The following is a 24008-nucleotide window of genomic DNA, read 5'->3' as shown; positions in this document are numbered from 1 at the left end:
GTCCTCGGGGAGAGAAATGCCGAATAAGAAAAATCCGCCGCCCCCGGCGGAATCCGATCCCTTCGCCTTCTCCTTCGTGCGCATGGCCCCGCGCCCGGCGCGACCGCGCGAGAGCGGGCTGACCATCGTCGCGGACCGCGGCATGGGGCTCGGGCGCGCCACCGACCTCATCGAGTCGGCGGGCGACCATATCGACTTCTTCAAGTTCGGCATGGGCACCTACCGGCTGATGCGGCCGGAGTTCATCCGCCGCAAGGTCGCCCTGCTGAAGGAGGCCGGGATCTCGGTCTTCTTCGCCGGCGACATCACCGAGGCGGCCTTCATGCAGGGCGTCTCGCGGCGTTTCTACGCCGAGGTCAAGGCGTTCGGCGCCGATGCCGTCGAGGTTTCCAGCGCCCAGGTCGCCATGTCGCTCGACGACAAGTGCCGGCTGATCGGCATGGCGCGCGACGCCGGCCTCAAGGTCGTTGCCGAGGCCGGCCAGAAGGGCGCCGAGGACTGGACCAAGAGCATTTCCTACATCGCCCGGCAGATCGAGGCCTATCAGAAGGCCGGCGCCTGGAAGGTGCTGGTGCAGGCCGACGGCATCAGCGAGGACGTCGAGGACAGCCGCTGGGACGTCATCCTCAACATCGCCGCCCGCTTCGACATCAAGGACCTGATCTTCCAGGCCAAGGATGGCGCCGCCCAGAAATGGTACGTCAGCACCCTTGGCAACAGCGTCAATCTCGATGTCGACGACCATCAGGTGATCGAACTCGAACTGGCCCGCCGGGGTATCCGCGGGCGTCACATTTTCGGCCTCGTCGGCAGCCTGGAGAACAACTGACATGTCGCACAACGCAGCAACCGACGACGCCGTCGGTTTCCAGGGTACCGCGCTCGCCGAGAGCATCTCCGCCGTCCTCACCCGCCTCTCGCTCAAGGACATGGGTGCGAAGGCGGTGGAAATGGCGACCAACGACCTGATCGACATGACCGGCCTGTGCGTCGCCGCGCGCAACACCGACTACATCGCCTCGCTGATGGCGGGCTGGGACGGCGAAGGCGAATGCACCGCCATCGGCCATGCCCGCCCGCTCGACGCGGCCGGCGCCGCGCTCATCAACGGCACCGCGACCCATGGCGAGGATTTCGACGACACGCTCGAAGGCGCGCCCATCCGGGTCGGCGCCATGGTGCTGCCGGCGGTACTGGCCGCCACCGAGCGCTTCCACCGTTCCGGCGAGGACGCCCTGCGCGGCATGATCGCCGGCATGGAGATGGTGTGCCGCTTCAACCATGTGGTGCCGGGCGCCATCCACAAGGCCGGCTTCCATCCGGTGGGGATTATCGGGGCGCTCGGTGCGACCGCCGGCGCGGGCGTCGCGCTCGGCCTCGACGCGCGCCAGCTCACCCTCGCCTTCGGCATTTCCGGCAGCTTCGCCTCCGGCATTGGCGAGTTCCTGACCGAGGGCGCCTGGACCAAGCGCATTCATCCGGGTTGGGCCGCCCAGTCCGGCTACCGCGCCGCGCTGCTCGGCCGTTCCGGCTATTTCGGGCCGCGCACCGTCTTCGAGGGCGCCCGCAACATCTTCAAGGTGTTCGGCCGCGACGCCAAGCCGAATTACGAGCCGCTGCTCAAGGGGCTCGGCGAGGAATGGCTGATGGAGAAGATCGCCTTCAAGCCCTATGCCTGCGGAACGATGATCCATCCCTTCATCGACTGCATGATCCGCTTCCGCGAGGAAGGCATCGCGCCCGAGCGCATCGTCTCCATCGAGTGCGAGACCGGCGAAGGGCTGGTCGACCGGCTGTGGGAGCCGCTGGCGGTGAAGCACCGCCCGCCTTCCGGCTATGCCGCGAAGTTCAGCATGCCCTTCTGCATGGCGGTCGGCTATTTCGACGGCGATGCCGGGCTGGAGCAGTTCACCGACGCCAAGGCGAAGGACGAGCGCATTCTCGCTCTCGCGGGCAAGATCCGCTACGTCATCGATCCCAACAACGAGTACCCGCGCAATTACAGCGGCCACATCAAGGTCACGCTGGACGATGGCCGCGTCGTCGAATACCGCCAGCCGCATTTCCGTGGTGGCGCCCGCGAGCCGCTGACCCGCGACGAACTCGTCGCCAAGGCGCGCGGCAACGTCGCCTATGGCGGGCTCCCGCCGCAATTCGCCGACGATCTCCTGCGCTTCTGCCTCGACCTGCCGGAATGCCCCGACATGGGCATGCTCGGCCGGTTCCGGGTCTGACGCCTGCGCGCCCATGCGCGTCCGCAAGATCGAAGGAGGATGCTATGACACCACCGTCACGCCGAATCTGACGACATGGAAATTGCGGACGTCGCATGAACCAGCCTGCCTCGCCCACCCGCCAGCCACCCGGTCTCCTGCCGGAGTCGATGCCGCTCTATGCGCAGATCAGGAATCTGCTCATCGCGCGCGTCATCAAGGGCGAGTGGGGACCGGGCGAGCTGCTTCCGAGCGAGATGCGGCTGGCGGCCGAGTACAGCGTGCATCAGGGCACGGTCCGCAAGGCGCTCGACGAGATGGCGGCGCAGAACATCCTGGTGCGGCAGCAGGGCAAGGGCACCTTCGTCAATGCCTCGTCGATGCGGCACAGCACCTATCATTTCTTCCGCGTTCTGCCGAAGGCCGGCGAGACGATGGAACCGCCGGCCACCGCCTTCGTTTCGATCGAGACGGCGGCCGCCACCGATGAGGAACATGCGCGGCTGAAGATGCCGGCCGACCAGCGCGAAGTGGTGCGCTCGGTGCGGCTGCGCAGCTTCGGCGGCGTGCCCAAGATCGTCGAGCGGGTGGCCCAGCCGTCCTATCTGTTCCCGGGGCTGGCGGACCTCTACCGCGAGCTTCTGCCGGAGACGACCTATGGCATCATCGAACGCCGCTACCGCGTGCTGGTGGTCAAGGTCATGGAGCGGCTGACGGCTATCCCCGCTTCCGGCAAGGACAGCGCGCTGCTGAATGTTGCGGCCGGTACGCCGGTTCTGGAGGTCGACCGTATCGCCGAGGCTATCGACGGCCAGTATGTCGAGTGGCGCGTGAGCCGCTGCCTGACCGACGCTCACGAATATGTCGTCGAACTGACCTGACGTTCGAGGCCGGACGAGTTGATCCGCGCGCTAATCTACGTCTTATATAAGATATAAATCGCGGCAAACGCGATGCACTCACAAAAGCCAAGGGAGAGACGCATGCCTTCGAAGATCGCATTGGGGTTCGCCGCAGCCCTCGCCGTGCTTGCCGCGGGAAGCGCCACCGCGCAGACCAACAAGTACGACTACCCCGTCACGACCGTCACGCTCACGACCCATTCGAAGCCCGGCTCGGGCTCCGACCTCTTCCTGCGCAAGCTCAGCAAGGCGCTGAGCGAGGAGATGGGCATCAATTTCGTCGTCGACTACTGGGCCGGCGGCAGCGGTGCCAAGGCCATGGCGCAGCTTGCCAAGGCGAAGCCGGACGGCTCCGTCTTCTACGCGACGACACCGACGCACGTCACGACGTCGCTGCTAAGCGCGCCGCCCGTCACCTACAAGGATATCGACTACGCGGTGAACGTGTTCTTCGACCCGGAGATCATCTACGCGCTGTCCAGCAGCCCCTTCAACACGATGAAGGACGCCGTGGAATGGTCGAAGGCCAATCCCGGCAAGGCCCGCTGGGGCGGTTCCACCGCCGGCTCGCTGGAGCGCCAGATCCTCGAGCGGATCAACAGCGCCAGCGACGCCAAGGCGACGGTCATCCCGCAGGATGATGGCGCCGCGCTGCTGATCAACGTGCTCGGCGGCAGCGTCGATCTCGGCGTCGGCGAGTTGCAGGAACTCAACAGCTACATCGAGGCCGGCAAGGTGAAGGTGCTCGGCGTCTATTACCCCGACCGCCTCGCGGCGCTGCCGAACGCGGCGACGATCCAGGAGCAGGGTCTCGACAAGGACGTGATCCGCAAGTTCCGTGGCCTCGCGGCGCCCAAGGGCGTGCCGCCCGCGACCATCGCCAAGCTGGAGAAGGCCGTGCAGGCCATCCTCGCCAATCCTGAATTCCAGAAGGAATACAAGGCGGACGCTCTGGTGGCCGGCTATATGAGCCAGGCCGACTACCGGGTGTTCATGGCGAACTTCGTCAAGGAGCAGGAAGGCTTCCTGAAGCAGTTCGGCGTCACGCAGAACTGAGCGCGAAACCGTTTCCCGGCGGCTCCGACAGGACCGCCGGGCAAAGGGCCCCGGAAAACGCCAACCCGACGGCGTAGCCGGTCCGCATGTCGGGCGCGGCATCGTCGGGAACCAGAAGCAAATCGCGGATTGGCGCCGGCTGCCGACAAGGTAGCCGGCCGCAGGCGTTTCAACGCACCGCACCGCATCGCGGAACGCGCAACATGGCGCAAGAATGGCCGATGACGTCAAGTATCGGCATACATTCGTATGACAATTTCAAATCAATATTCAATTTATCAAAGATAATATCGCACTATCTTGTCTGAAGGCAGTGCACATTATCGATAAATTACCCCGCGTAAAAATCACACCTCTCACGTCATTGCCGAGTTTATTATTAGAACAGGCAATTATCTCTCCTAGAGATGCGTCGACCATCAATCAATCCGATTGAGTGGCGTGTACAGAGATCAACATCATGTTCGCAATAAGAGAGACGCCATCTTCTGCACCCGTGCCGCAGAGAGTCCGGCCGCAGCGCGAAACGCCCGGCGAGACCCCGTCCCCCGGGCTGCTTTCACTGGCTACGGCGGTTCCCGAGCATGTGCTCCATCAACCGGACGTCGCCGCGACCATGCATCGGTTCTTCTCCGAGATCTTCAGCCGATCCGAAACCATGGCCGGCATCTTCGCCAGCACCGGCATTCGCAAACGCCATGCGGCCCGGCCGCTCGACTGGTATCTCGAGCCTCGCGGCTGGTCGGAGCGTACGGCGGTCTACATGGAGGCCGGCGGAGATCTTTTCGTCGAGGTCGCGAACCGGGCGCTCACCCTCGCCGGCTGTTCGGCCGGGGATGTCGACAGCGTCGTCTTCGTCTCCAGCAGCGGGATCGCGACGCCGAGCCTCGACGCCGTTGTCCACTCCCGCATGGGTTTCCGCGCCGATATCGAGCGCGTGCCGGTGTTCGGCCTTGGCTGTGCCGGCGGCGTCACCGGGCTCGCCATCGCCTCCCGGCTCGCGCAGGCGCGCCCGGGATCGACGGTGCTGATGGTGACGGTCGAACTGAGCTCGCTCGCCTTTCGTCTCGACCGGCCCGACAAGGCGCATCTGATCTCCACCGCCCTCTTCGGCGACGGCGCCGCCGCCTGCGTGCTGCGCACCGGCGAGCGGGGGATCGCCCTCGTCGAGGGAGCCGGCGAGCACCTGTGGCCCGATACGCTGGGCATCATGGGCTGGAGCATCGATCCCGTCGGCTTCGGGGTCATTCTGGAACCCAATGTCCCCTCTTTCGCGGCGACCAACCTGAAGCCCGCCGTGACCGGCATTCTCGGCCGCATGGGTCTCGCTCCGGAGGATGTCGGCCGTTTCGTCTGCCATCCCGGCGGCACCAAGGTCGTCGCCGCGATCGAGCGCGCCTTCGGCCTCGACCAGGGCTCGCTCGACCATGAGCGCGGCGTGCTGGCCGATTTCGGCAACATGTCGGCGCCGACGGTGCTGTTCATCCTTGAGCGGGCGATCGCCCACGGCCTGCCGGAGCGTGCCGCGCTGGTGACGATGGGGCCGGGGTTCACCGCCTCCTGCCTCTCCCTCGCGCAGGCGGCCTGAGCGGAGACGGGCGATGGAGGTCATCCTCATTCTCGGCCTCGTCACGGCGCAGCGCCTCGGCGAACTCGTGCTGTCGGCGCACAACACCGCGCGCCTGCTTGCGGAGGGCGCGCGGGAAGCCGCCTTCGAGCATTACCGCTACATGGTGGCGCTGCACGCGCTCTGGCTCGCCGGCCTGTGGTGGCTGGCGCCGGGGCGGCCGGTGAGCCTTGCGCTGCTGGTCGCCTATATCCTGCTGCAGGGCCTGCGGTTCTGGGTGCTCGCATCTCTGGGTAGGCGCTGGACCACCCGCATCATCGTGCTGCCGCAGGCCCCTCTGGTCCGGCGAGGCCCCTACCGCTTCCTGTCGCACCCGAACTATGTCGTGGTCGCCGGCGAGATCGCCGTGCTGCCGCTGATGTTCGGGCTCGTCGGCTATGCCGTCGTCTTCTCCGTGCTGAACGCGATCCTGCTCTACGTGCGCATCCGCGCCGAGAATGCCGCGCTCGGCATCGGCGCAACCCCGCTGCCGGAATGAGGTCGGCGGGCGCCCCCGGCTAGGTCCGGTGCGTGTGGACGATCAGGTCGATGAGCGCCGCCGCCACGCGGCTGGGCGCGCGGCTGCGATGATGCAGCAGGTGGAATTCACGTTCCGGTAGCCGGAAGCGCACCTGCCGCAACAGCCCGGCTTCCAGGCTCGGCGCGGCCACGGAGGCGGACAGCGCCGTTGCGCCCATTCCTGCCTCCACCGCCGCGCGCACCGCCTCGTTGGAGGGCAGCTCCATGACGATACGCAGCCCGGCACCGGCCCGGCAATGGGGGCGCATGGCCTCCTCGAACACCGAGCGCGTGCCCGACCCCGGCTCGCGCAGCACCCATTCGCTTTCCAGCAATTCGGCGGGCGCGATCTCGTCGCGGTCGGCCCAGGGATGGCTCGGGTGCACGAGCACGATGAGCTGGTCACGCGCTACCGGAATGTCGGTGAAGTGGTCATTGTCGACGGCGGCCTCGACGAAGCCAAGTTCCGCCGTTCCGCTCTCGACAGCCGCCGCAACCTGGGTGGTGTTGCCCACCGTGAGGCGGATCTCGATGCCCGGATGGGCGCGGCGGAAGTCCACGAGATAGCGCGGCAGCCAATAGCTGGCGATGGTGTGGCTCGCCTGCACCGACAAGGTGCCGCGCACCAGCGTACCGAACTCGGCGAGGGTCAGCTCGGCCCGTTCGGCGCGGGCGAGAACCGCACGGGCCTCGGCCAGAAAGGCGGTCCCCGCCTCCGTCAGCTCGATATTGCGGCCGATGCGGTTGAACAGCCGGGTGTTGTGCTGTCCTTCGAGCGCGGCGATGGCGTGGCTCGCCGCCGATTGGGCGAGATTGAGCGCACGCGCCGCCTGGGTGACGTGCTGCCGTTCGGCCACGGCCACGAAGATGCGAAGTTGGTCGAGAGTCATGTCGCCGTCTGATCTTTGCGCGCGATCATAGCGCGCCGACCGATCTATGCGGAAGATATATGCGCGGTCTCATCCCCGCCGGAACCGTCCTGCCGCCGGCATTCGCGAAACAGTCGCACCGTGCAGGTCGCGCAGATGTCGCGATCGAGATGCTGATAGATGACGGAAATGGCGGTGGTTTTGGACTCGAAGACGTGTCCCGCGCCCAGCCGCTCGTCGAATCCGGTCCGTCTCCACATCTCCCGCACCGATCCCCGGGGGCGGTGGAAATAGAGATCCCCGCCCCCCGCCCGCCGCATCGCCAGTTCGTGCTCCAGCACCTCGGCGCCGGCCAGGTCGATGAAGTTCATGCTCTTGACCATGGCCAGCATGTGCTTCTGGCCTGACCCGGCGCGCAGGGCCTGCAGGCGGCGCATCACATTGCCGGCGGCGCCGAAATAGATCGAACCCTCGATACGCACGAGCCTGAGCTGCGGGCACTCGGCGGGCGAGCCCGGCAACTCCTCGATGGGGACGAAGGTGTGCGCCGGCGAGCGCGGATCGGGCAGCAGGGTACGCACGGCCGGGTGGGCCGTGCGCCGAAGATAGACGGCCAGCGACAGGCCGCCACCGATCAGGATCGCGTCCTGGAAGGGCAGGACGAGGATGCCGGCCAGCGTGACCAGCGCCACCACGAACTCCGCCCGGCTCACCCGCAACAGATGCTCGAAGCGGCGCAGGTCGATGAGGCCGTAGGCGATGTAGATCAGCAGCGCCGCGATCGCCGGCATGGGCAGGCGCTCCAGCACCGGCCGGGTCGCGAAGACCAGCCCCACCAGGAACACCGCCGAGAGCACCGCCGCCATCGGCGTGCGCGCGCCCGCCAGATAGTTCGGCAGCGACCGGTTCAGCGAGCCGCAGGACACATAGGAGGAGAAGAAGCAGCCGACGACATTCGACAGTCCCTGGCCGATGAACTCACGGTCGACGTCGACATGGTCCCCCGACCGGCGCGCCAGCGCCTTGGCGATCGACACCGACTGGCCGAGGGCCACGATGGACAGCGCCCCGGCGATCGACACCAGTTCCGGCAGCCGGTCGATCGGAATCAGCGGCAGCGAGAGCGGCGGCAGTACCGAGGGAAGCGCACCGACCCGCGCGACTTCGGGCATGCCGGGCAGGGTCACGATCAGTTCGCTGGCACCATAGCCGGCGAGGATGCCGATCAGCATGAAAGGCAGCTTGCCCGAGATCCGCCTCCCGACGAGGGTGACGGCGAGCGTCAGGGCGGCGATGGCCAGTGCGCTCGGATTGGTCGCACCGATGCCGTGCGCGATGGCGGAGATCGTGCCCGCGACCCCGTGCCGTTCGCTGAGCGAGAGGCCCAGCGCGTCGGGAAGCGCGTAGAGGCCGATCAGGATCGCGGCGCCGCTGATGAAGCCGGTGAGCACGGCGGGAGCGATGAAGTCCGTCACCCAGCCCAGCCGGAAGGCACCGAGCGTCAGCTGCATGACGCCGACAAGGCCGGTCACCGCCAGCGCGAGCGCAATGAATTCCGGACTCCCCGGAGCCGCCAGCGGCGCGAGGGCGGCGAGCAGCGCCAGCGAATTCGCGTTGGTCGGGCCGGACACCACGTGCCGGCTCGAACCGAACAGGGCGGCGATGATGCAGGGCACGATCGCCGTGTAGATCCCGTATTCGGGCGGGAGCCCCGCCAGCATGGCGAAGGCGATGCTCTGGGGCAGCGACAATACCGCTCCCAGAAGCCCGGCAAGCGCATCGGCCGGCAATGTCTTTGGCGACAGCAGCGACGCCAGGTGAGCTCGGATCATGACCGCCCGTAATAGAGCATCACCGTGTGCCGGGCATCGGCGAAAAACAGCCAGCGTTCGACCAGCAGCCCGGCGAGCTGCGCGGCCGCCGCGATCAGCGAGGCGACGACCGCCACGCCCGCATGCGGGAGCAAAGCGAGCGCCAGCAGTATCGACGGCAGCAGAAAGGCCAGAAGCTGCGCGACGAGGCGCAGCCGGTCCCGATGCTTGCGGGCGACGCGGAACCCCATCTCCTTCAGAAGATAGTTTTCCTCCGTATGCGGCCATTCGACGGTACGCACCGAGCCACACTCAAGTCCGGTGGCCGAGTTCACCGTGGCCGGAAGCCCGGCCGCGTCGTCATGGCGCCAGGTGGCGCGCTTCCACCCCCACCCGGCGAGGGTGACGGCGATGGCGGCAAGGCTCCAGCCGCTGCCCGCCTGACCGAAGAATTGCAGCACGGCGTTCAGCAGGGTCAGCCCGCTCATGGCGGCGAAGAGAAGATAGGCCGGCAGCGTGAAGCGGCTGTGCCATTGGGCGACCGGCTTGAGCGAGCCGTAGATCATCGCCGTGCAGCCGATGGTGACAACCGCGCTCGCCGCCGCAAGGCCGCCGATGACGCTCACCCATCCATCGGTGCGGCCGAGCACCACCCAGCCGAAGCCGAGCAGGACGGCGGGCACGAAGGTGGCGACGGCGCACACGCCCTCCCGCGACAGCCAGGAGGTTCGCCATTGCGAGAAGGCGCGCCAGGCGCGTTCCGGCCGCCCGAGATGCCCGGTCGAGGAGAGCAGGCCGGCGCCGATGAGCGCCATCGCCAGCCCGATGCCGACGAGGCCGAGCCCGATATCGGGTGGCGCCACGCCAGACAGCGCCATCAGGCCGAGCAGCGCCAGCAGGCCGTAGCCCGCTCCGGTGGCGGTGGTAAAGAAGATGACGGAATAAGCGGGGTGCATGTGATCTATCGCGACAGAAGGCGGTCGACCCAGCCGAGGAAGCCGCCTTCCGCGGCCGCATTCTCAAGCGGGCGGGCGGCGATCGACGGCGCGCGGTCGGTGCGGGCGCGGGGCGGCAGGTAGCGGTTGACGGGCGCGTAGCCGAGTTCGGGCATCAGCGCGACGCCGCCGCGGTCCTCGACCAGTCGCGAGACCGGCGAGGCGGGATCGGCAAGGTCGCCGAAATGGCGGGCCCCGGTGGGGCACGCGGCGACGCAGGCGGGCACGCGATCTTCCTCGCGCAGGTTCTCGTTGTAGATGCGGTCGACGCAAAGCGTGCATTTCTTCATCACGCCGACATCGACGTCGAACTCGCGCGCGCCATAGGGGCAGGCCCAGCTGCACAGCTTGCAGCCGATGCATTTGTCCTCGTCGACCAGCACGATGCCGTCGGAGACGCGCTTGTAGGAGGCGCCGGTCGGGCAGACGCTGACACAGGCCGGCTCCGCGCAATGCAGGCAGGAACGCGGGAAGTGCACCGTCCGGCTTCCCTGCGCGGTCTCGTGCTCATAGGTGTGCACGCGGTTGAACCAGACCCCGTCGGCGCCCCCGCCATAGGGTTGCAGGTCGGTCAGCGGAGCCATGTGGCCGCCTGTGTTCCACTCCTTGCAGGAGGTCACGCAGGCCTGGCAGCCGACGCAAGTGTCGAGATCGATGACGAGGCCGAGGCTCTTCTCGGTCGTCGCGGGAATACAGGTCATCGCGCGAACACCTTCCTGAACTGGCGGCCGAAGCTGCTCTTCTCCGGTGCCGGCGGCATTCCCGGCGGTAGCGGCAGCGCGGCGAAGCGCGGCTCGGTCTGGGCGGCCTCGCCCTCGGCGCACCGGGTGATGCGCACGCGCAGGTCGAACCACGCGGCCTGTCCGGTGACAGGATCGGAATTGGAGTAGCGCTTGCCGCTGGCATCGGCGGGCAGCAGATCGCCGATGGCGTGGTTGAGCAGGAAGCCCCGATTGCTCTCGGCGGCATCATCCTTCAACGCCCAGGAGCCACGGCGCTTGCCGATGGCGTTCCAGGTCCACACCGTGTTGCGCTCGACGCCCTCGACCAGACGGACCTGACCCTTGACGCGCCCGTTGACGCTTTCGATCCAGACCCAGTCGTCATCGGCGAGGCCAAGCTCGGCGCCGAGGTCGCGGTGGACGAAGAGCCGGTTCTGGCTGGTGATCTGGCGCAGCCACGCGTTCTGCGAGCCCCAGGAATGGTACATGTGCATGGGCCGCTGGGTCAGTGCGTGCAGCGGGTAGCGCGCCGTGTCGATCAGCGTTTCCTCGAAGGGCGGATACCAGTAGGGCAGCGGGTCCATATGCGCCTCGATGCGCGCCCGCTCGCTCTCGGGCGGCTGCACCGCGCCGTGCCCGCGCGCGGCGAGGCGGAAGCGCTGCAACGGCTCGGAATAGAGCTGGAAAACCACCGGCTCGACCTTGGGGACGAACCCCATCGTCTGGGCGAACGCCAGGTAGGAGCGGTTGGCCATCTTGTAATAGCGCTGGTCGACATCGAGCGTGTGGTGCCAGAAGCCGCCATTGGCGATGTAGCGGTCGAGCTGGGACGGGTTGCTGGCGCCGCGCCCGAACGTGTCCCCCGCGCTGCCGCGCCAGCCGGCGAGCGGGCCGATGCCGGGCGTGCGCTCATGGTTGACGATGTAGTCGGCATAGTCGCGATAGGCCGGCGAGCCGTCCTCCTTGACGAAGCCGGGAAGCCCCAGCCGGGCCCCAAGCTCGATCAGCACGCTCTGGAAAGGGCGCACGTCGCGGTCGGGCTGCACGACCGGATGGCGGATGGCATCGCCCGGCCCGTCGGCATGGCTGATCGGGCGGTCGAGCAGGCTGATGCAGTCGTGCCGCTCCAGATAGGTCGTATCCGGCAGGACGAGGTCGGCGAACGGCACGGTCTCGGAGAAATAGGCGTCCGAATAGATGATGAAGGGGATGCGGTAATTCCCCTCGCCATCCGTGTCGGTCAGCATGGTCATGGTCTCGGCGGTATTCATCGACGAGTTCCAGGCCATGTTGGCCATGTACATCATCAGCGTGTCGATGGGGTACGGGTCGCCCTTCCATGCGTTGCGGATGACGGTGTGCATCATGCCGTGGGAAGCGAGCGGGGCCTCCCAGGAATAGGCCTTGTCGATGCGAATGGGGCGGCCCGCCTCGTCGACCAGCAGGTCTTCGGGCGCGGTGACGAAGCCGAGCGGCATGCCGGCCAGCGGCGTCATCGGCTTGCCGCCATCCTTGCCGGCCGGCTTCGGCCCGGGAGGCGCCGATTTGGGGAAGGGAGGCTTGAACCGCCAGCCGCCCGGCACATCCACCGTACCGAGCAGCACCTGCAAGAGATGAATGGCGCGGCAGGTCTGGAAGCCGTTGGAATGGGCAGAAATGCCGCGCATCGCATGCATCGCCACCGGCCGGCCGCGCATGGTGGCGTGGTGGCGGCCGGCGGTGTCGGTCCAGGGAACCGGCAGTTCGAACGCCTCCTCGAAGGCGACATGGGCCAGTTCGGCCGCGATGCGGCATATGTCCTGCGCCGGCAGGCCGCAGCGCTCGGCCACAGCCTCGGGCGCATAGGACGGGTCGAGATAGCGCTCGGCGAGAAGCTGGAAGACCGGAACGCAGGGCGTGCCGTCGATCTCGAACGCGCCGGTGAGCGCCGGTACCAATTGCGGATCGTCGAGCGGCACCGGGACGCCTCGCTCCCGGTCCCAGGCGAGCGGCCGGCCCTGCTCGTCGCGCAGGAACAGGCCGTCCTGCGCATCGCCGGGCTTCTTGACGACGAGGACCGGCGCGTTGGTGAAACGCACGAGATAGTCGATGTCCACGCGTCCCGCGCGCAGCAGCTCGTGGATAATCGCGAGGACGAACAGGCCGTCGGTGCCGGGCCGGATGCCGACCCATTCATCGGCAATGGCGTTGTAGCCGGTACGGCAGGGATTGACCGAGACGAACTTGGCGCCGCGCGCCTTCAGCCGGCCCAGCCCGATCTTGATGGGATTGGAATCATGATCCTCGGCGACGCCGAACAGCATGAAATATTTGGCGTTCTCCCAATCCGGCTCGCCGAACTCCCAGAAGGCGCCGCCCACCGTGTAGAGCCCGGCGGTGGCCATGTTCACCGAGCAGAAGCCGCCATGGGCGGCGAAATTCGGGGTACCGAACTTGGACGCCCACCAGCCCGTCAGCGACTGCGACTGGTCGCGGCCGGTGAAAAAGGCGAGCTTCTTGGGATCGGTGCGGCGAATATGGCCGAGGCGCTCGGTCGCGATGGACAGCGCCTCCTCCCATTCGATCTCGCGGAACTGGCCGGAGCCGCGCGGGCCGGTGCGCAGCAGCGGCTTGCGCAGCCGCGCCGGGCTGTAATGCTGCATGATGCCGGCGCTGCCCTTGCCGCACAGCACGCCGCGATTGACCGGATGGTCCTTGTTTCCGTTGATGTAGCGGATCTCGCCGTCGCGCACATGCACCTCGATGCCGCAACGGCAGGCGCACATGTAGCAGGTGGTCTTGGCGACGCTGTCGCCGATGACCGGCGACGTCTCGACGCCGTCGCCTTCATCGGGCGCATGGGGAGAGCGGAGAGATTGCTGGGAGGGGGCGGAGTTGGCGCCGCGAACAGGGTGCTGGCTCATGGGAGAACTGTGAGCCCCAGTCTTTCATTGGTCTAATATGTGATTTAGATCGCATTGATCGCGATTTTAGATCGGTCGATAGGCATAGGCAGTCTGCCGTCGATTCATCCCCGCCCCCGCACGCTGCGCGCGGTCTACTGGCCCATGTGCCAACCGCCGTTCAGATGGATGGTCTGCCCGGTGATGAAGCGCCCCGAAGGCCCGGTCAGGAAACGCACGAGACCGGCAAGTTCCGCCGGTTCGCCGGGCCGGCCGAGCGGGATCGGGCGCTGGCGGAAATGCTCGGGAAGCTCGCCCTTGCGCTCGGTGTCCATCTGCGCCGGCGAGATGCAGTTGACGGTGATGCGCTCGGCGGCGAGATCGGCGGCAAGCGCGCGGGTCAGCCCCACGACGCCGGCCTTGGCGGCGGAGACATGGGCGCGATGGCGCACCCCGACATGGGCGGCAACCCCGCCAATATGGACGATGCTCGCCGCCTCGCTGCGCCGGAGCAGGGGCAGCGCCGCCTGATCGCAGAGGAAGGCGCTGTCGAGGATGCTGCCGAGTATGCGGCGCCAGTCGGCATAGGAGATGGTGTCGAACGGTCCGTCGGCGCGTTCCGCCGCATTGTGGACGAGGATGTCGAGCCCGCCGAAGCGGGTCTCCACCTCGTCGAACAGCCCCCGCACCGCGTCGGGATCGGTCAGGTCGGCGAAATGGGCGAAGGCGGCCTCCGATCCGCCACCATTGGCGGCGCGGCAGAGCTCGACGGTCTGATTGGCGGCCTCCACCGAGGAGCGGGCATGCACCACAACCCGGGCACCGCCCTGCGCCAGCGCTACGGCGATGGCGCGGCCGATATTGCGCGCCGCGCCCGTCACCAGGGCGACGCGGCCTGCCAGTTCGCGAGTGTCCGTCATGTGTTCCATCCCTTTTGTCCCGCCGGCTGATCCGGCTTCATGGCGTCGATCAGGAAGGCGGCGAGTTCCGCCGGTCGCTCCTGCATGATCCAGTGGCCGCATCCCGGCAGTTCCGCCGTCATGGCGCTGCGGGCGGCGGCCTCCACCGCGCGGCGGCGATCGGCGAGACGCCCGCCGACGGTGGGGTCCTGCGTGCCCCAGATCGCGGCGACCCGCGCATCGAGTTCCGGCAGAAGGGCGAGCGCCGTCCGGCTTCGCGAGAAATCGCGGCTGACGAGGCCGGGGCGCCGGCTCGTGTTGCGCTGCTGGATCTCCACCGCCAGCGCATCGACGCGGGTGGCGTCGGCAATCATGAAGGCGCGCAGATTGTGCGCGGCGACCTCCCGGCGCTCGTCCTCGCTCATGTCCGGGCGGCGGCCGCGCAGGTCGACCGGATCGCGCTCCGCCCCCAGCCCTCCGCCGGCGACCAGCGCCAGCGTGCCGACGCGCCCGTCGAGCCGCTTCGCAAGATGCGTGGCGACCAGCCCGCCGAAGGAGAAGCCCGCAAGGTCGAGGCGGGACCCGGAAGGCAACAGCGCATCCAGCCCCGCTGCGAGCTGCTCGGCCAGCCGTCCGGGAGTCGTGCCGACCGGAATCGGCGCCGAGCCGCCGAAGCCGGGCATGTCCGGGATCATCAGCTGGAAATGCGGCTCCAGAAGCGCGACCACCGGCAGCCAGTGCAGCCAGCTGCCGAAGCCGCCATGCAGCAGAACCAGAGGTGGGCCGTGACCGAAGCGGCGCCACACGATCTCCTCGCCGGCGGTTCCGGTGAGGCTGCGTGTTGCGCGTGCGTCGGCGATGTCGATGAAAGCGGCGGCTTCCGGCGGCGTCACGGCTGTACGCGCCCCTCCACGATGATCGCGCCGTCGGCACCACGCGCCCAGAGACGGAACCCCTCGCCGTCCGGCGCGCCCTCGAGATGGATCGCCATGCCGGCGAAGGTCGGCCGCATCGCCCGGAAGCTGAACCCGCCGATGCGCGTGGCGGGCTTCTCCCGCATGAAGGCGTCGAGCAGCAGCGTCGCGGTCAACTGGCCGTGGACGACCAGCCCGGGATAGCCCTCCACCTGCCGCGCATACGGGTCGTCATAATGAATCCGGTGGGCGTTGAAGGTGACGGCGGAATAGCGGAACAGCATACGCGTGTCCGGCGTGACGGCATGCGACCAGAGCGCGCCCTCGGGCGCCGGCTGGGGCGGCGGCGGCGGCTCGTCCGGCGCGGGGGCGTCGCGGTAGACCAGCGTCTGCTTCTCGGAGAGCAGCAGCATGCCGCCCGCCAGATAGGCGTGCTCGACGGTGACGAAGGCCAGCGCGCCGGTCCGCCCCTGCTTGATGTTCGCGCCGGCGATGCGCGAGCGCTTCTCCACCAGATCGCCGACGCACAGCGGGCGATGATAGGTCATCTCGCTCGCCGCCCACATGCGCCGGGGCAGCTCGATCGGCGGCAGGAAGCCACCGCGCTCGGGGTGCCCGTCCTCGCCGAGGCGCGACTGCGGGGCCAGCGGCTGGAAATAGAGCCAGTGCGCGGTCGGCGGCAGCGCGGCGCCCTCTTCTGCCGGTCGCGGGTCGTCGAGCGCCGCGCGAAGCCCGGAGAGCGGCCAGCCATCCAGCCGCGCCGTGGCGGTCTCGGTCCGGCCGATCCACGCGTCGAGTCCCTGCATTTTGCCCTCCGATTTATCGTAGTTGTCATTGCAACAACTATTGGCGCACCTTAGAATGGGCGTCAATGCCGAACACGGTGCCAAGGAGGAAAGCAATGGTGAAGATCGACGTCAAAACGGAGATCACCGGCAATGTCTGGAAGATCGAGAAGGCCGTCGGCGACACGGTGGGCGAGGACGACACCATCCTGATCCTGGAATCGATGAAGATGGAAATTCCGGTCATGGCGCCGGAAGAAGGCACCATCGTCGAAATCCTCGTCGCGGAAGGCGACACGGTGACTGAAGGCACCGTCGTCGCCCGTATCGAGGTCTGACCGCGATGAGGAAGGTTCTTGTCGCCAACCGGGGCGAGATCGCCTGCCGCATCTTTCGCTCGTGCCGGGCGCTCGGCCTGTCCAGCGTGGCCGTCTATTCCGAGGCGGACGCGTCGAGCGCGCATATGCAGGCCGCCGACGAGGCGGTCGCCATCGGGCCGGCGGCGGCGCGCGAGAGCTATCTGCGCGTCGACAAGGTGCTGGAAGCGGCACGCGCAACGGGCGCGGACGCGATCCACCCGGGCTATGGGTTTCTTTCCGAGAACAGCGGCTTCGCGCAGAGCGTCATCGATGCCGGCCTGACCTGGATCGGTCCGGCCCCGCTGACGATTCAGCAGATGGGCGACAAGCAGCGCGCCCGGCAGATCGCTGAGGATGCCGGCGTCCCCGTGGTTCCCGGCAGCCGCCGCTTCGAGCCCGGCGATCTCGACGGGCTGGCCGCAGCGGCGGAGGCCGTGGGCTATCCCTTGCTGGTGAAGGCCGCCGGCGGCGGCGGTGGCATCGGCATGCGCCGCGTCGATGGTCCCGAGAAGCTCGAGGACGTGGTCGTCGCCACGCAGTCGATGGCGCAGAAGTCCTTCGGCAACGGGGCGGTGTTTCTCGAACGCTTCGTGCCCAAGGCGCGGCATATCGAAATACAGGTGTTCGGGTTCGGCGACGGCCGGGCGATCCATCTTTTCGAGCGCGACTGCTCGCTGCAGCGCCGCTTCCAGAAGGTGATCGAGGAAGCGCGCGCGCCGGGCCTGCCGCCCGAGGTCGCCCGGCGCATGGCGGAGGCGGCGGTGACGCTGTGCCAGACGACCCGCTACAGCGGCGCCGGCACCGTCGAGTTCATCGTCGACGCTCTCAGCTTCGAGTTCTTCTTCCTGGAGATGAACACCCGCATTCAGGTCGAGCATCCGGTGACCGAGATGATCACCGGGAGCGATCTCGTCTCGATGCAGATCGAACTCGCCCGGGGGACGCTGCCCGCCCTCGCGCAAGAGAGCATCGTCGCCAACGGCCATGCCATCGAGTGCCGCCTCTATGCGGAGGATCCGGCCAAGATGTTCATGCCGTCGCCGGGGCCGCTCACCGTATTCCGGCCGCCGACGGACATGGTGCATGTGCGCATCGACAGCGGCTATCGCGAGGGCGACGCGGTGACGCCGTTCTACGATCCGATGATCGCCAAGGTGGTCGCCTGGGGCGACACCCGCGCGGCCGCCCGGCAGCGGGCGACGGAGGCGCTGCGGGCGTTTCGCATTGACGGAATCCGCAACAACCTTCATTTCCTGCTGGCCTGTCTGGCGGATGAGGACTTCGTGGCCGGCGACGTGCATACGGGCTTCATCGACGCCCACCGTTCGCGGCTTCTCGCCGCCTGAGGCGGGTGGACGGCTCGTATCAATGGAGAGGGCAGTTGGCAGGCAAGCTGGCGATAGCGGCAAACGACACGGATGATTTCCTCGCCGATCTGAGGCGTCTTGGATTTACGGAATCCGAGGGGAAGATCTACGTCCAGCTGCTGCGCATGCCGCCGTCGACCGCCTACGAAATCTCCAAGGGAGCGAACGTCCCCCGCCCCAACACCTACCACTCGCTGGAGGCACTGGCGCAGCGCGGCGCCGTGCTCCCGGTCAGCGAGAACCCGGTGCGCTACGTGGCATCGCCGCCGCGCGACTTCCTGGCGGCGCTGTCGAACCAGACCCGCACGCTCTGCACGGATCTGGCCGAGCGCCTGGAGGCGTTGTCGCCCTCGGCCGACGACCAGTATGTCTGGACACTGCACGGCGAGGTCAGCGTCCACAGCAAGATCGATGCCCTGATAGAGGGAAGCCGCACCTCGATCTGGATCAAGGCGAGCGACTCGGTGCTGCGCCGCCACACCGAGGTTCTGCGCAAGGCGGCCGAGCGCGGGATCGACATCTTCATCGTGATGTTCGGGCCGAATGCGGACGAGTTCCGCTTCGGCCCCACCTGCCGCGTCTACATCCACGAGGGCAACGGCGTGCGCATGGGCACGACGGACAACCTGTTCACGCTGTCCATCGACCATGTCGAGACGCTGACGGCGGCGGTGGAGGCGGAAGTCGTCGCCTCCCACACGCGCAACCGGCCGATCGTCAATCTCGCGGAATCGCTGGTTCGCCACGACTATTACATGGCCGAGATCTTCGCCCGCTTCGGCGCGCAGATCGACGAGGCGTTCGGCCCCTATCTCCGGGATCTGCGGCTCGCCTGCTTTTCGCCGGAACAGGCCGCATCCTTCAAGAAGCGCACCGGGCTCGCCTGAGGCCGGCGCCGGCAGCCCGGCGCCCGAGGGCGCCGGGCCGTATGGGCCAGAGCGCGGGCGGTCAGCCCGTCACCGCCCTCAGGCGCCGTTCCAGATGCCCGACCCCGGCCAGCGCCTTCGCCGCCGCCGGAATCTCGTCGAACACCGGCACGCCGATGGCGCGCGCCTTCTCGCGGTAATGACGGCGGCGGTCGTCGAGCGCGGCAGAGCCGTCCGTGCGCAAAGCGAGGGCGAGATGCGCCCCGCCCGGCCATTTCGCCCGCGTGTGCTCGATGACGGTGAACAGGTTGTCGATCGGATCGACCGAGCCGCGCCCGACGAAGGCGGACAGGTTGAGGTGCATCAGCACCGCGTCGGGATGCGCCTGCCCGTAGACGATATCCAGAATCTCGCCGGCGACGAAGCCGTCCTTCTCCTGGAGGGTACGCACCGGCGTGTCGATGGGATTGGCCACGCTCGTGCCCGGCGGCAGCTTCATCGCCTCCAGCCGCTCGCGAACCTCCGGTGGATAGGGCGCGACGTCGAGCTCGACGGCAGCGAAGGCATCGGTGCCGAGCACGCTCGACCCGCCGCCATTGCCGAACAGGGTGACGGCGCGGGTCGGCCGCTCGGGATGAAGATCGAAATGCTGGAGCGCGAGCAGCAGGTCGATGAACTCGTCGACGGTGGAGACCAGCACCGCCGGCGTCTGTTCCTGCAGGGCGCTCCAGCCCTTCTCGTCACCGGCCAGCGCGCCGGTATGCGAGGCGGCGGCAAGGCGTCCCAGATTCGACCGCCCGCCCTTGAGGATGACGATCGGCTTGCGGGCCTGCTTCAGCATCTCGAAGAAGGCGCGGCCCTGCTTCACGTCTTCCAGATAGAGCCCGATGGCGCGGGTCTGGGGATCGTCGAGATAATAGGCCACGAGTTCGTGCGGCTTCACGTCGGCGCTGTTGCCGATGGTCACGGCGCCGCTGAAGCGCAGCCCGCGCCATTCGCCGCGCTTGATGATGTCGGTGGTCAGTCCGCCCGACTGCGACACGATGCCGATGGTGCCGACTTCCCTGGGCGCGTCGGAGGGGAAGGTAAGCCCCCCGCGCGGCGAATAGGTGCCCAGGCAGTTAGGGCCCAGCACCCGCACGCCGCCCTTGCGGGCGCCCTCGACGAGAGCCTCCTGCAGGGCCTTGCCCTCCTCGACCTCGCCGAAGCCCGACGAGATGACCTGCGCGATGCGGCATCGCCCGCCGGCTTCCGCGAGAATGTTCGGAATGCGCTCGGCGCCCACCGCGATATAGGCGTAGTCGACCGGCTCGGGCGTCGCGGCGAAGCTCGCATAGGCCTTGAGCCCCTCGATCTCCGGCGCCGTCGGATGGATCGGGTAGAGGCTTCCGGCAAAGCCGAACGCCTTCATACGGCGGATGAAGGTATTGGCGATGCCGACATCCTTGGTGGAGGCGCCGAGCACCGCCACGGTGCGCGGCTCGAAGAGCGGGCGGAAGGTCTCCCCTGCGGAATCCTGTAGGACCGGGACGGCCGGCTCCGCGCCGGCCGGCGCGCTCAGGATGACGCGGGCGTCGACCGCCACCGCGCCGGTCGCCGAGACGATCACCGGGTTGAGGTCGAGTTCGGCGATATCCGCTTCGTGCGTCATCAGCAGGCCGTCGGCGCCGCCGATGCGCAGCATGACCTCGATCAGCGCCGCCTCGTCGACCCCCGCCTCGCCGCGCGCGCCCTTGAGCAGCGCCCGCCCCTTGAGCTCGCCCAGCATCGCCTCGGCGTCGGCCGCGTCGATCGGGCAGATCCGGAACGCGACGTCGCGCAGCACTTCCACGAAGATGCCGCCAAGGCCCACCATGAGCATCGGCCCGAACTGGGGATCGCGATAACCGCCGATCACCATTTCGCGGCCGGCCGGCGCCATTTCCTCGACAAGCCAGCCGTCCAGCGTGGCGGCGGCGATGAGGGGCTTCTGCGCCATCTCCTCGACGGCGACCCGAACGGCGGCCGCATCGGGCAGGCGCAGCGCGACGCCGCCGGCGTCCGACTTGTGCAGGATCTCCGGGGAGACGACCTTCACCACGAAGGGGCCGTCGAGTTCCCCGGCGATCGCCGCCGCCTGCGCCGCGTCGGCGGCAAGGCGCGAGCGCGGCACGCGGATGCCGAAATCCGCCAGCAGCGCCTTTCCGTCCGCCTCGTCGAGGCTGAGGCGGCCCTTTTCGCGGGCCTGGGAGATAAGGGTCTTGCCGCGCAGGCCGCGCAGCGCCTGGGTGTTCTGGATGGTCATACCGTCCCCCTCAGTAGCTGGTCGGCCAGGTGCGCATGAGATGCTGACCGACGCCGCCGGAACGGCGACGGCGCTGGACTTCCAGCATGCGGATGATCCAGGCGCGGGTTTCCTGCGGCTTCACCACGTCCTGCGCCGAGAAGATGCGGGCCATGTCCCAGATCTCGAGGTCCTTCTGGATATGCGCCAGCGCCTCCTCGAAGCCGTCCTGCCCGGCAGTAAGGTTGTGGACGATGCTGGTGGCGAAGACCGGGTCCATGAAGCTGACCTCGGCGTTCGGCCAGGCGATCATCGCGTCATTGTGCGAGCCGCCGCCCATGGCGACATAGGCACGCCCATAGGCCTTGCGGCACAGCACCGTGACCGAGGGGACGGAGGTCAGGCAGGTGGCGTTCATGAAGTTCATGATGTGGCCGGGCGCGCCGCGCCGTTCCGCATCGGTGCCGACCACGAAGCCGGGGGTGTCGACCAGCCGGATGAGCGGAATGTTGAAGCTGTCGCACAGCACCGTCAGGTCGATGATCTTGCGGCAGGCCTCGGCCGAGAGCGCGCCGCCGCCGACCTGCGGATTATTGGCGATGACGCCGACGGCCTGTCCGTCGAGCCGGGCGAGACCGACGACCGCCGGCTTGCCGAAGCGCGCCTTCAGCTCGAAGAAGCTGTCGCGATCGAACAGGATCTCGATGATCTTCTTCATGTTGTAGACCTGCGTGCGCCGCTCCGGCAGCACGTCGAGAATGCGCTCCTGATCCTCGCCCGAGCCTTCGGGAACCGGGGCGAGCGGCGCCACCTCCCCGTTGTGGCTCGGCAGGTAGGACAGAAAGCGGCGGATCACCGCCATCGCCTCGGCGTCGGTGTCCACGAAATGGTCGATGAGGCCGGTCTGCTCGGCATGCAGCCGCCAGCCGCCCAGTTCCTCCAGATCGACCTTCTCGCCGATCGCCATCGAGACGAGGCGCGGGCTCGATACCGACATGATCGAGCCCTTCTTCATCACCGCGAAGTCGGCGCAGCAGCACAGCCAGGCGGAAGAGCCGAAGGAGGTGTCGAGGGCGGCCGCCACCCAGGGCGTGTCACGCATGCGCCGGAACTGGGTGGTGTCGTTGCCCAGCATCTGGCCCATGCCCTTGGAGCCCATGGCGTCCGGCAGGCGGGCGCCGGTCGATTCGCCGATATGGACGAAGGGCATGCCGCGCTCGGTGCAGGTGCGGCGGATATAGCCCATCTTCTTGGAGTTGGTGGCGCTGGTGGAGGCGCCCTTGACGGTGAAGTCGTTCACCACCACGCCGACCTCGCGCCCCTCGACCTTGCCGAAGCCGGTGATCTTGCCGTCACGCGGCGTCGCCTCGACGTCGGCCTCGAACACGCCGGAGGCACCGAGCAGGCCGACTTCGAAGAAGCTGCCGGGATCCACCAGCGCATCCACGCGTTCCGCCGCGTTCAGCTGGCCGCGCGCCGCGCGCTTGGCGAGTTTGTCCGGGCCGCCCATCTGCCGCGCATGGGCGCGGCGCTCGTCGAGAGCGGCAAGCATTGCGTCGTGAGACATCTACAGATTCCTGTTTCTTCGCTGATGGCCATCGTTCCGGGAAAGGCGCGGAAGCGATGCGCTAGGCGGCAACCTCGGTGGTCGCGACGATCGCCCGCTCGACGGCGGCGCGGTCGAGGCTCGGGCGGTAGCCGGCCGGCATGCGGATCGCGCCGCGCTCGAACGGCAGGGGCACCTCGAACAGGCCGGTCTTCGGCTTGAGGAAGCCATTGAACTCGCCGGCATTGTCGACCGTGCTGCGGGCGATGCAGGCCTCAAGCCACCCGTGCACCTCGCTGCCCAGCCCGTCGCCGAGCACCGGCCGCATGCCGTTGGCCCGCACGGCGTTGAGCCCGTCGGCCAGCCGCTGGAGGCTGCCGAAGCGCTTCAGCTTGAGCTTGCAGAAGCCTACGCCCTCGATATCGGCGGCGCGCTGGATGTCCTCCAGCGTGCAGATCGGCTCGTCGAGCATAAGCGGCACGTTCGAGGCGGCGGCCACCGCGCCATTGGCTTCCCAGTCGTCGGCATCGCAGGGCTGCTCGAACAGTTCGATGCCTTCCGGATCGAGCCGCGAGGCGAACTCGATGCCCTGCGCGCGGCTGAACGCCCGGTTGGCGTCGAGCCGCAGGCTCGCCCGCCCGGCGCAGGCCTTCTGGATGGCGGCGACGCGGGCGAGATCGGCGTCGACATCCTTGCCGACCTTGACCTTGAAGGTGCGGAAGCCCTGCGCCAGCCACTCCTCGATCTCGGCGGCGATGGCGTCGGGCTCCAGCGCGTTGATCGGGGTAAGCAGCGGCTGGTCGCGATGCTCGTCGACGTCGAGCAGGCGGCTGCCTTCCAGCACCTCGATGGCGGTCACGAGAGCCGTCGCGGCCACTTTGCTCCGGTAGAAGTCGGCAAGGATGATGTCCTTGGCCTCCTCCGGAGAGCGCCCGACGACCGCCGCCATCTTCTCGGTACAGAACGCCCAGCCGCCCTCGCGCGTTTCCGAACTTGAGCCGGGCGAGATGTGCGCATCGGCGAAGCCGGTGCGCCCGTCGCTGTCCTCGACCTCGACCAGATAGGGCTCGAACTCGTCGAAGGTCCGGTAGGAGAGCCGGTAGGGCCGGACAAGCGGCAGGCGAAGCCGGCTGAGGCGTATGCGGCGCAAGGTCGTCATGGCGTTTCCCTGAAGCACGGCCGTTCTTCGGCCATGAGGTGATTCCGACGTCACCGATTAGTAGTTGCTATTACTACTACGAACTTTTAGACTGCGCAATGTGGATATGCCGACGAGCGTCAAGCCGCTCGAAAGCGGGAGATGCCGGATGATCGATTCCTGGGCGTTCTCTTCCCGTGGCTGCCGTCTCGGCGGTCGCGGAGCGTTGCAGGGGCCAGGCTGACCGGATCGGCGGGCACCCCCGTCGACCCAAGAACAAGAAAATGCGGCTCGTC

Annotated in this window: 20 protein-coding genes; 9 read left to right on the top strand and 11 right to left on the bottom strand. The window is 67.9% G+C overall.

Going from position 1 to position 24008, the window contains the following annotated elements:
• Window positions 1-16: 16 nt before the first annotated feature.
• The 6 genes from GBB76_RS18440 to GBB76_RS18415 all read left to right on the top strand — a co-directional run bounded on the left by GBB76_RS18440 (window position 17) and on the right by GBB76_RS18415 (window position 6276).
• Entirely contained in the window at window positions 17-829 is an 813-nt protein-coding gene (locus GBB76_RS18440) for a phosphosulfolactate synthase (protein ID WP_152304662.1), read from the top strand.
• A 1-nt stretch (window position 830) separates the two neighbouring features.
• A complete protein-coding gene (locus GBB76_RS18435) occupies window positions 831-2234 on the top strand; it encodes an MmgE/PrpD family protein (RefSeq protein WP_152304661.1) in 1404 nt (467 codons plus the stop codon).
• A gap of 95 nt (window positions 2235-2329) precedes the next feature.
• Window positions 2330-3094 carry a GntR family transcriptional regulator gene (locus GBB76_RS18430; protein WP_152304660.1) on the top strand — a complete coding sequence of 255 codons (765 nt, stop codon included), beginning with the start codon at window positions 2330-2332 and terminating at the stop codon, window positions 3092-3094.
• A gap of 102 nt (window positions 3095-3196) precedes the next feature.
• Window positions 3197-4171, top strand: a complete 975-nt coding sequence (locus tag GBB76_RS18425; protein WP_162375668.1) for a tripartite tricarboxylate transporter substrate binding protein — start codon at window positions 3197-3199, stop codon at window positions 4169-4171.
• Between the two features lie 496 nt (window positions 4172-4667).
• A complete protein-coding gene (locus tag GBB76_RS18420) occupies window positions 4668-5759 on the top strand; it encodes a type III polyketide synthase (protein ID WP_371717121.1) in 1092 nt (363 codons plus the stop codon).
• Between the two features lie 13 nt (window positions 5760-5772).
• Entirely contained in the window at window positions 5773-6276 is a 504-nt protein-coding gene (locus GBB76_RS18415) for an isoprenylcysteine carboxyl methyltransferase family protein (RefSeq protein WP_152304658.1), read from the top strand.
• 19 nt (window positions 6277-6295) lie between these two features.
• On the opposite strand, the gene GBB76_RS18410 is transcribed toward GBB76_RS18415, so the two are convergent.
• The 8 genes from GBB76_RS18410 to GBB76_RS18375 all read right to left on the bottom strand — a co-directional run bounded on the left by GBB76_RS18410 (window position 6296) and on the right by GBB76_RS18375 (window position 16194).
• Window positions 6296-7186, bottom strand: a complete 891-nt coding sequence (locus GBB76_RS18410) for a LysR family transcriptional regulator (protein WP_152304657.1) — start codon at window positions 7184-7186, stop codon at window positions 6296-6298.
• 44 nt (window positions 7187-7230) lie between these two features.
• Window positions 7231-8997 (bottom strand): SulP family inorganic anion transporter, encoded by a 1767-nt coding sequence (locus tag GBB76_RS18405; RefSeq protein WP_152304656.1) that lies wholly within the window; start codon window positions 8995-8997, stop codon window positions 7231-7233.
• On the bottom strand, window positions 8994-9932 hold the full coding sequence (locus tag GBB76_RS18400) for a DmsC/YnfH family molybdoenzyme membrane anchor subunit (RefSeq protein ID WP_152304655.1): 939 nt from the start codon (window positions 9930-9932) through the stop codon (window positions 8994-8996). Before GBB76_RS18400 ends, GBB76_RS18405 begins: the two co-directional genes overlap by 4 nt.
• Before the next feature lie 5 nt (window positions 9933-9937).
• A complete protein-coding gene (locus tag GBB76_RS18395; RefSeq protein WP_152304654.1) occupies window positions 9938-10672 on the bottom strand; it encodes a 4Fe-4S dicluster domain-containing protein in 735 nt (244 codons plus the stop codon).
• The gene (locus tag GBB76_RS18390; protein ID WP_152304653.1) at window positions 10669-13596 is read right to left on the bottom strand and encodes a molybdopterin oxidoreductase family protein; all 2928 of its coding nucleotides are present in this window, start codon (window positions 13594-13596) and stop codon (window positions 10669-10671) included. Before GBB76_RS18390 ends, GBB76_RS18395 begins: the two co-directional genes overlap by 4 nt.
• A gap of 134 nt (window positions 13597-13730) precedes the next feature.
• Complete coding sequence (locus GBB76_RS18385; RefSeq protein ID WP_152304652.1) at window positions 13731-14495, bottom strand: SDR family NAD(P)-dependent oxidoreductase; 765 nt, start codon at window positions 14493-14495, stop codon at window positions 13731-13733.
• Window positions 14492-15367 carry an alpha/beta fold hydrolase gene (locus tag GBB76_RS18380; protein WP_162375666.1) on the bottom strand — a complete coding sequence of 292 codons (876 nt, stop codon included), beginning with the start codon at window positions 15365-15367 and terminating at the stop codon, window positions 14492-14494. The genes GBB76_RS18385 and GBB76_RS18380 overlap by 4 nt, the downstream gene beginning before the upstream one ends.
• Entirely contained in the window at window positions 15364-16194 is an 831-nt protein-coding gene (locus GBB76_RS18375) for a MaoC family dehydratase N-terminal domain-containing protein (RefSeq protein WP_152304650.1), read from the bottom strand. The genes GBB76_RS18380 and GBB76_RS18375 overlap by 4 nt, the downstream gene beginning before the upstream one ends.
• A gap of 95 nt (window positions 16195-16289) precedes the next feature.
• Here GBB76_RS18375 and GBB76_RS18370 point away from each other — a divergent pair, with 95 nt between their 5' ends.
• The 3 genes from GBB76_RS18370 to GBB76_RS18360 are packed head-to-tail and all read left to right on the top strand — an operon-like array spanning window position 16290 to window position 18786.
• Window positions 16290-16511: a biotin/lipoyl-binding carrier protein gene (locus GBB76_RS18370; RefSeq protein WP_152304649.1), complete on the top strand. Its 222-nt coding sequence runs from the start codon at window positions 16290-16292 to the stop codon at window positions 16509-16511.
• Between the two features lie 5 nt (window positions 16512-16516).
• Complete coding sequence (locus GBB76_RS18365; protein ID WP_152304648.1) at window positions 16517-17878, top strand: acetyl/propionyl/methylcrotonyl-CoA carboxylase subunit alpha; 1362 nt, start codon at window positions 16517-16519, stop codon at window positions 17876-17878.
• 35 nt (window positions 17879-17913) lie between these two features.
• Window positions 17914-18786, top strand: coding sequence for a TrmB family transcriptional regulator (locus GBB76_RS18360; protein WP_152304647.1), 873 nt, complete (start codon window positions 17914-17916; stop codon window positions 18784-18786).
• A gap of 61 nt (window positions 18787-18847) precedes the next feature.
• Here GBB76_RS18360 and GBB76_RS18355 read toward each other — a convergent pair whose 3' ends face one another.
• From GBB76_RS18355 to GBB76_RS18345, 3 genes are all read right to left on the bottom strand, one after another.
• Complete coding sequence (locus tag GBB76_RS18355; protein ID WP_152304646.1) at window positions 18848-21049, bottom strand: acetate--CoA ligase family protein; 2202 nt, start codon at window positions 21047-21049, stop codon at window positions 18848-18850.
• A 10-nt stretch (window positions 21050-21059) separates the two neighbouring features.
• Entirely contained in the window at window positions 21060-22595 is a 1536-nt protein-coding gene (locus GBB76_RS18350) for an acyl-CoA carboxylase subunit beta (protein WP_152304645.1), read from the bottom strand.
• Window positions 22596-22656: 61 nt separating this feature from the next.
• Window positions 22657-23733 carry a mandelate racemase/muconate lactonizing enzyme family protein gene (locus GBB76_RS18345; protein ID WP_152304644.1) on the bottom strand — a complete coding sequence of 359 codons (1077 nt, stop codon included), beginning with the start codon at window positions 23731-23733 and terminating at the stop codon, window positions 22657-22659.
• Window positions 23734-24008 lie beyond the last annotated feature (275 nt).

The organism is Ancylobacter sp. TS-1 (assembly GCF_009223885.1).
Classification (GTDB): domain Bacteria; phylum Pseudomonadota; class Alphaproteobacteria; order Rhizobiales; family Xanthobacteraceae; genus Ancylobacter.
Note: the sequence above shows the minus strand (reverse complement) of the source record. Positions and strands in the feature narration are given on the sequence as shown.

Excerpts from the sequence above, each read along its gene's own strand:
- GBB76_RS18425 (WP_162375668.1), top strand. The coding sequence starts at position 3,197 with ATGCCTTCGAAGATCGCATTGGGGTTCGCCGCAGCCCTCGCCGTGCTT.
- GBB76_RS18410 (WP_152304657.1), bottom strand. The coding sequence starts at position 7,186 with ATGACTCTCGACCAACTTCGCATCTTCGTGGCCGTGGCCGAACGGCAG.
- GBB76_RS18390 (WP_152304653.1), bottom strand. The coding sequence starts at position 13,596 with ATGAGCCAGCACCCTGTTCGCGGCGCCAACTCCGCCCCCTCCCAGCAA.
- GBB76_RS18415 (WP_152304658.1), top strand. The coding sequence starts at position 5,773 with ATGGAGGTCATCCTCATTCTCGGCCTCGTCACGGCGCAGCGCCTCGGC.
- GBB76_RS18395 (WP_152304654.1), bottom strand. The coding sequence starts at position 10,672 with ATGACCTGTATTCCCGCGACGACCGAGAAGAGCCTCGGCCTCGTCATC.
- GBB76_RS18375 (WP_152304650.1), bottom strand. The coding sequence starts at position 16,194 with ATGCAGGGACTCGACGCGTGGATCGGCCGGACCGAGACCGCCACGGCG.
- GBB76_RS18430 (WP_152304660.1), top strand. The coding sequence starts at position 2,330 with ATGAACCAGCCTGCCTCGCCCACCCGCCAGCCACCCGGTCTCCTGCCG.
- GBB76_RS18365 (WP_152304648.1), top strand. The coding sequence starts at position 16,517 with ATGAGGAAGGTTCTTGTCGCCAACCGGGGCGAGATCGCCTGCCGCATC.
- GBB76_RS18440 (WP_152304662.1), top strand. The coding sequence starts at position 17 with ATGCCGAATAAGAAAAATCCGCCGCCCCCGGCGGAATCCGATCCCTTC.
- GBB76_RS18435 (WP_152304661.1), top strand. The coding sequence starts at position 831 with ATGTCGCACAACGCAGCAACCGACGACGCCGTCGGTTTCCAGGGTACC.
- GBB76_RS18400 (WP_152304655.1), bottom strand. The coding sequence starts at position 9,932 with ATGCACCCCGCTTATTCCGTCATCTTCTTTACCACCGCCACCGGAGCG.
- GBB76_RS18345 (WP_152304644.1), bottom strand. The coding sequence starts at position 23,733 with ATGACGACCTTGCGCCGCATACGCCTCAGCCGGCTTCGCCTGCCGCTT.
- GBB76_RS18405 (WP_152304656.1), bottom strand. The coding sequence starts at position 8,997 with ATGATCCGAGCTCACCTGGCGTCGCTGCTGTCGCCAAAGACATTGCCG.
- GBB76_RS18355 (WP_152304646.1), bottom strand. The coding sequence starts at position 21,049 with ATGACCATCCAGAACACCCAGGCGCTGCGCGGCCTGCGCGGCAAGACC.
- GBB76_RS18370 (WP_152304649.1), top strand. The coding sequence starts at position 16,290 with ATGGTGAAGATCGACGTCAAAACGGAGATCACCGGCAATGTCTGGAAG.
- GBB76_RS18350 (WP_152304645.1), bottom strand. The coding sequence starts at position 22,595 with ATGTCTCACGACGCAATGCTTGCCGCTCTCGACGAGCGCCGCGCCCAT.
- GBB76_RS18385 (WP_152304652.1), bottom strand. The coding sequence starts at position 14,495 with ATGACGGACACTCGCGAACTGGCAGGCCGCGTCGCCCTGGTGACGGGC.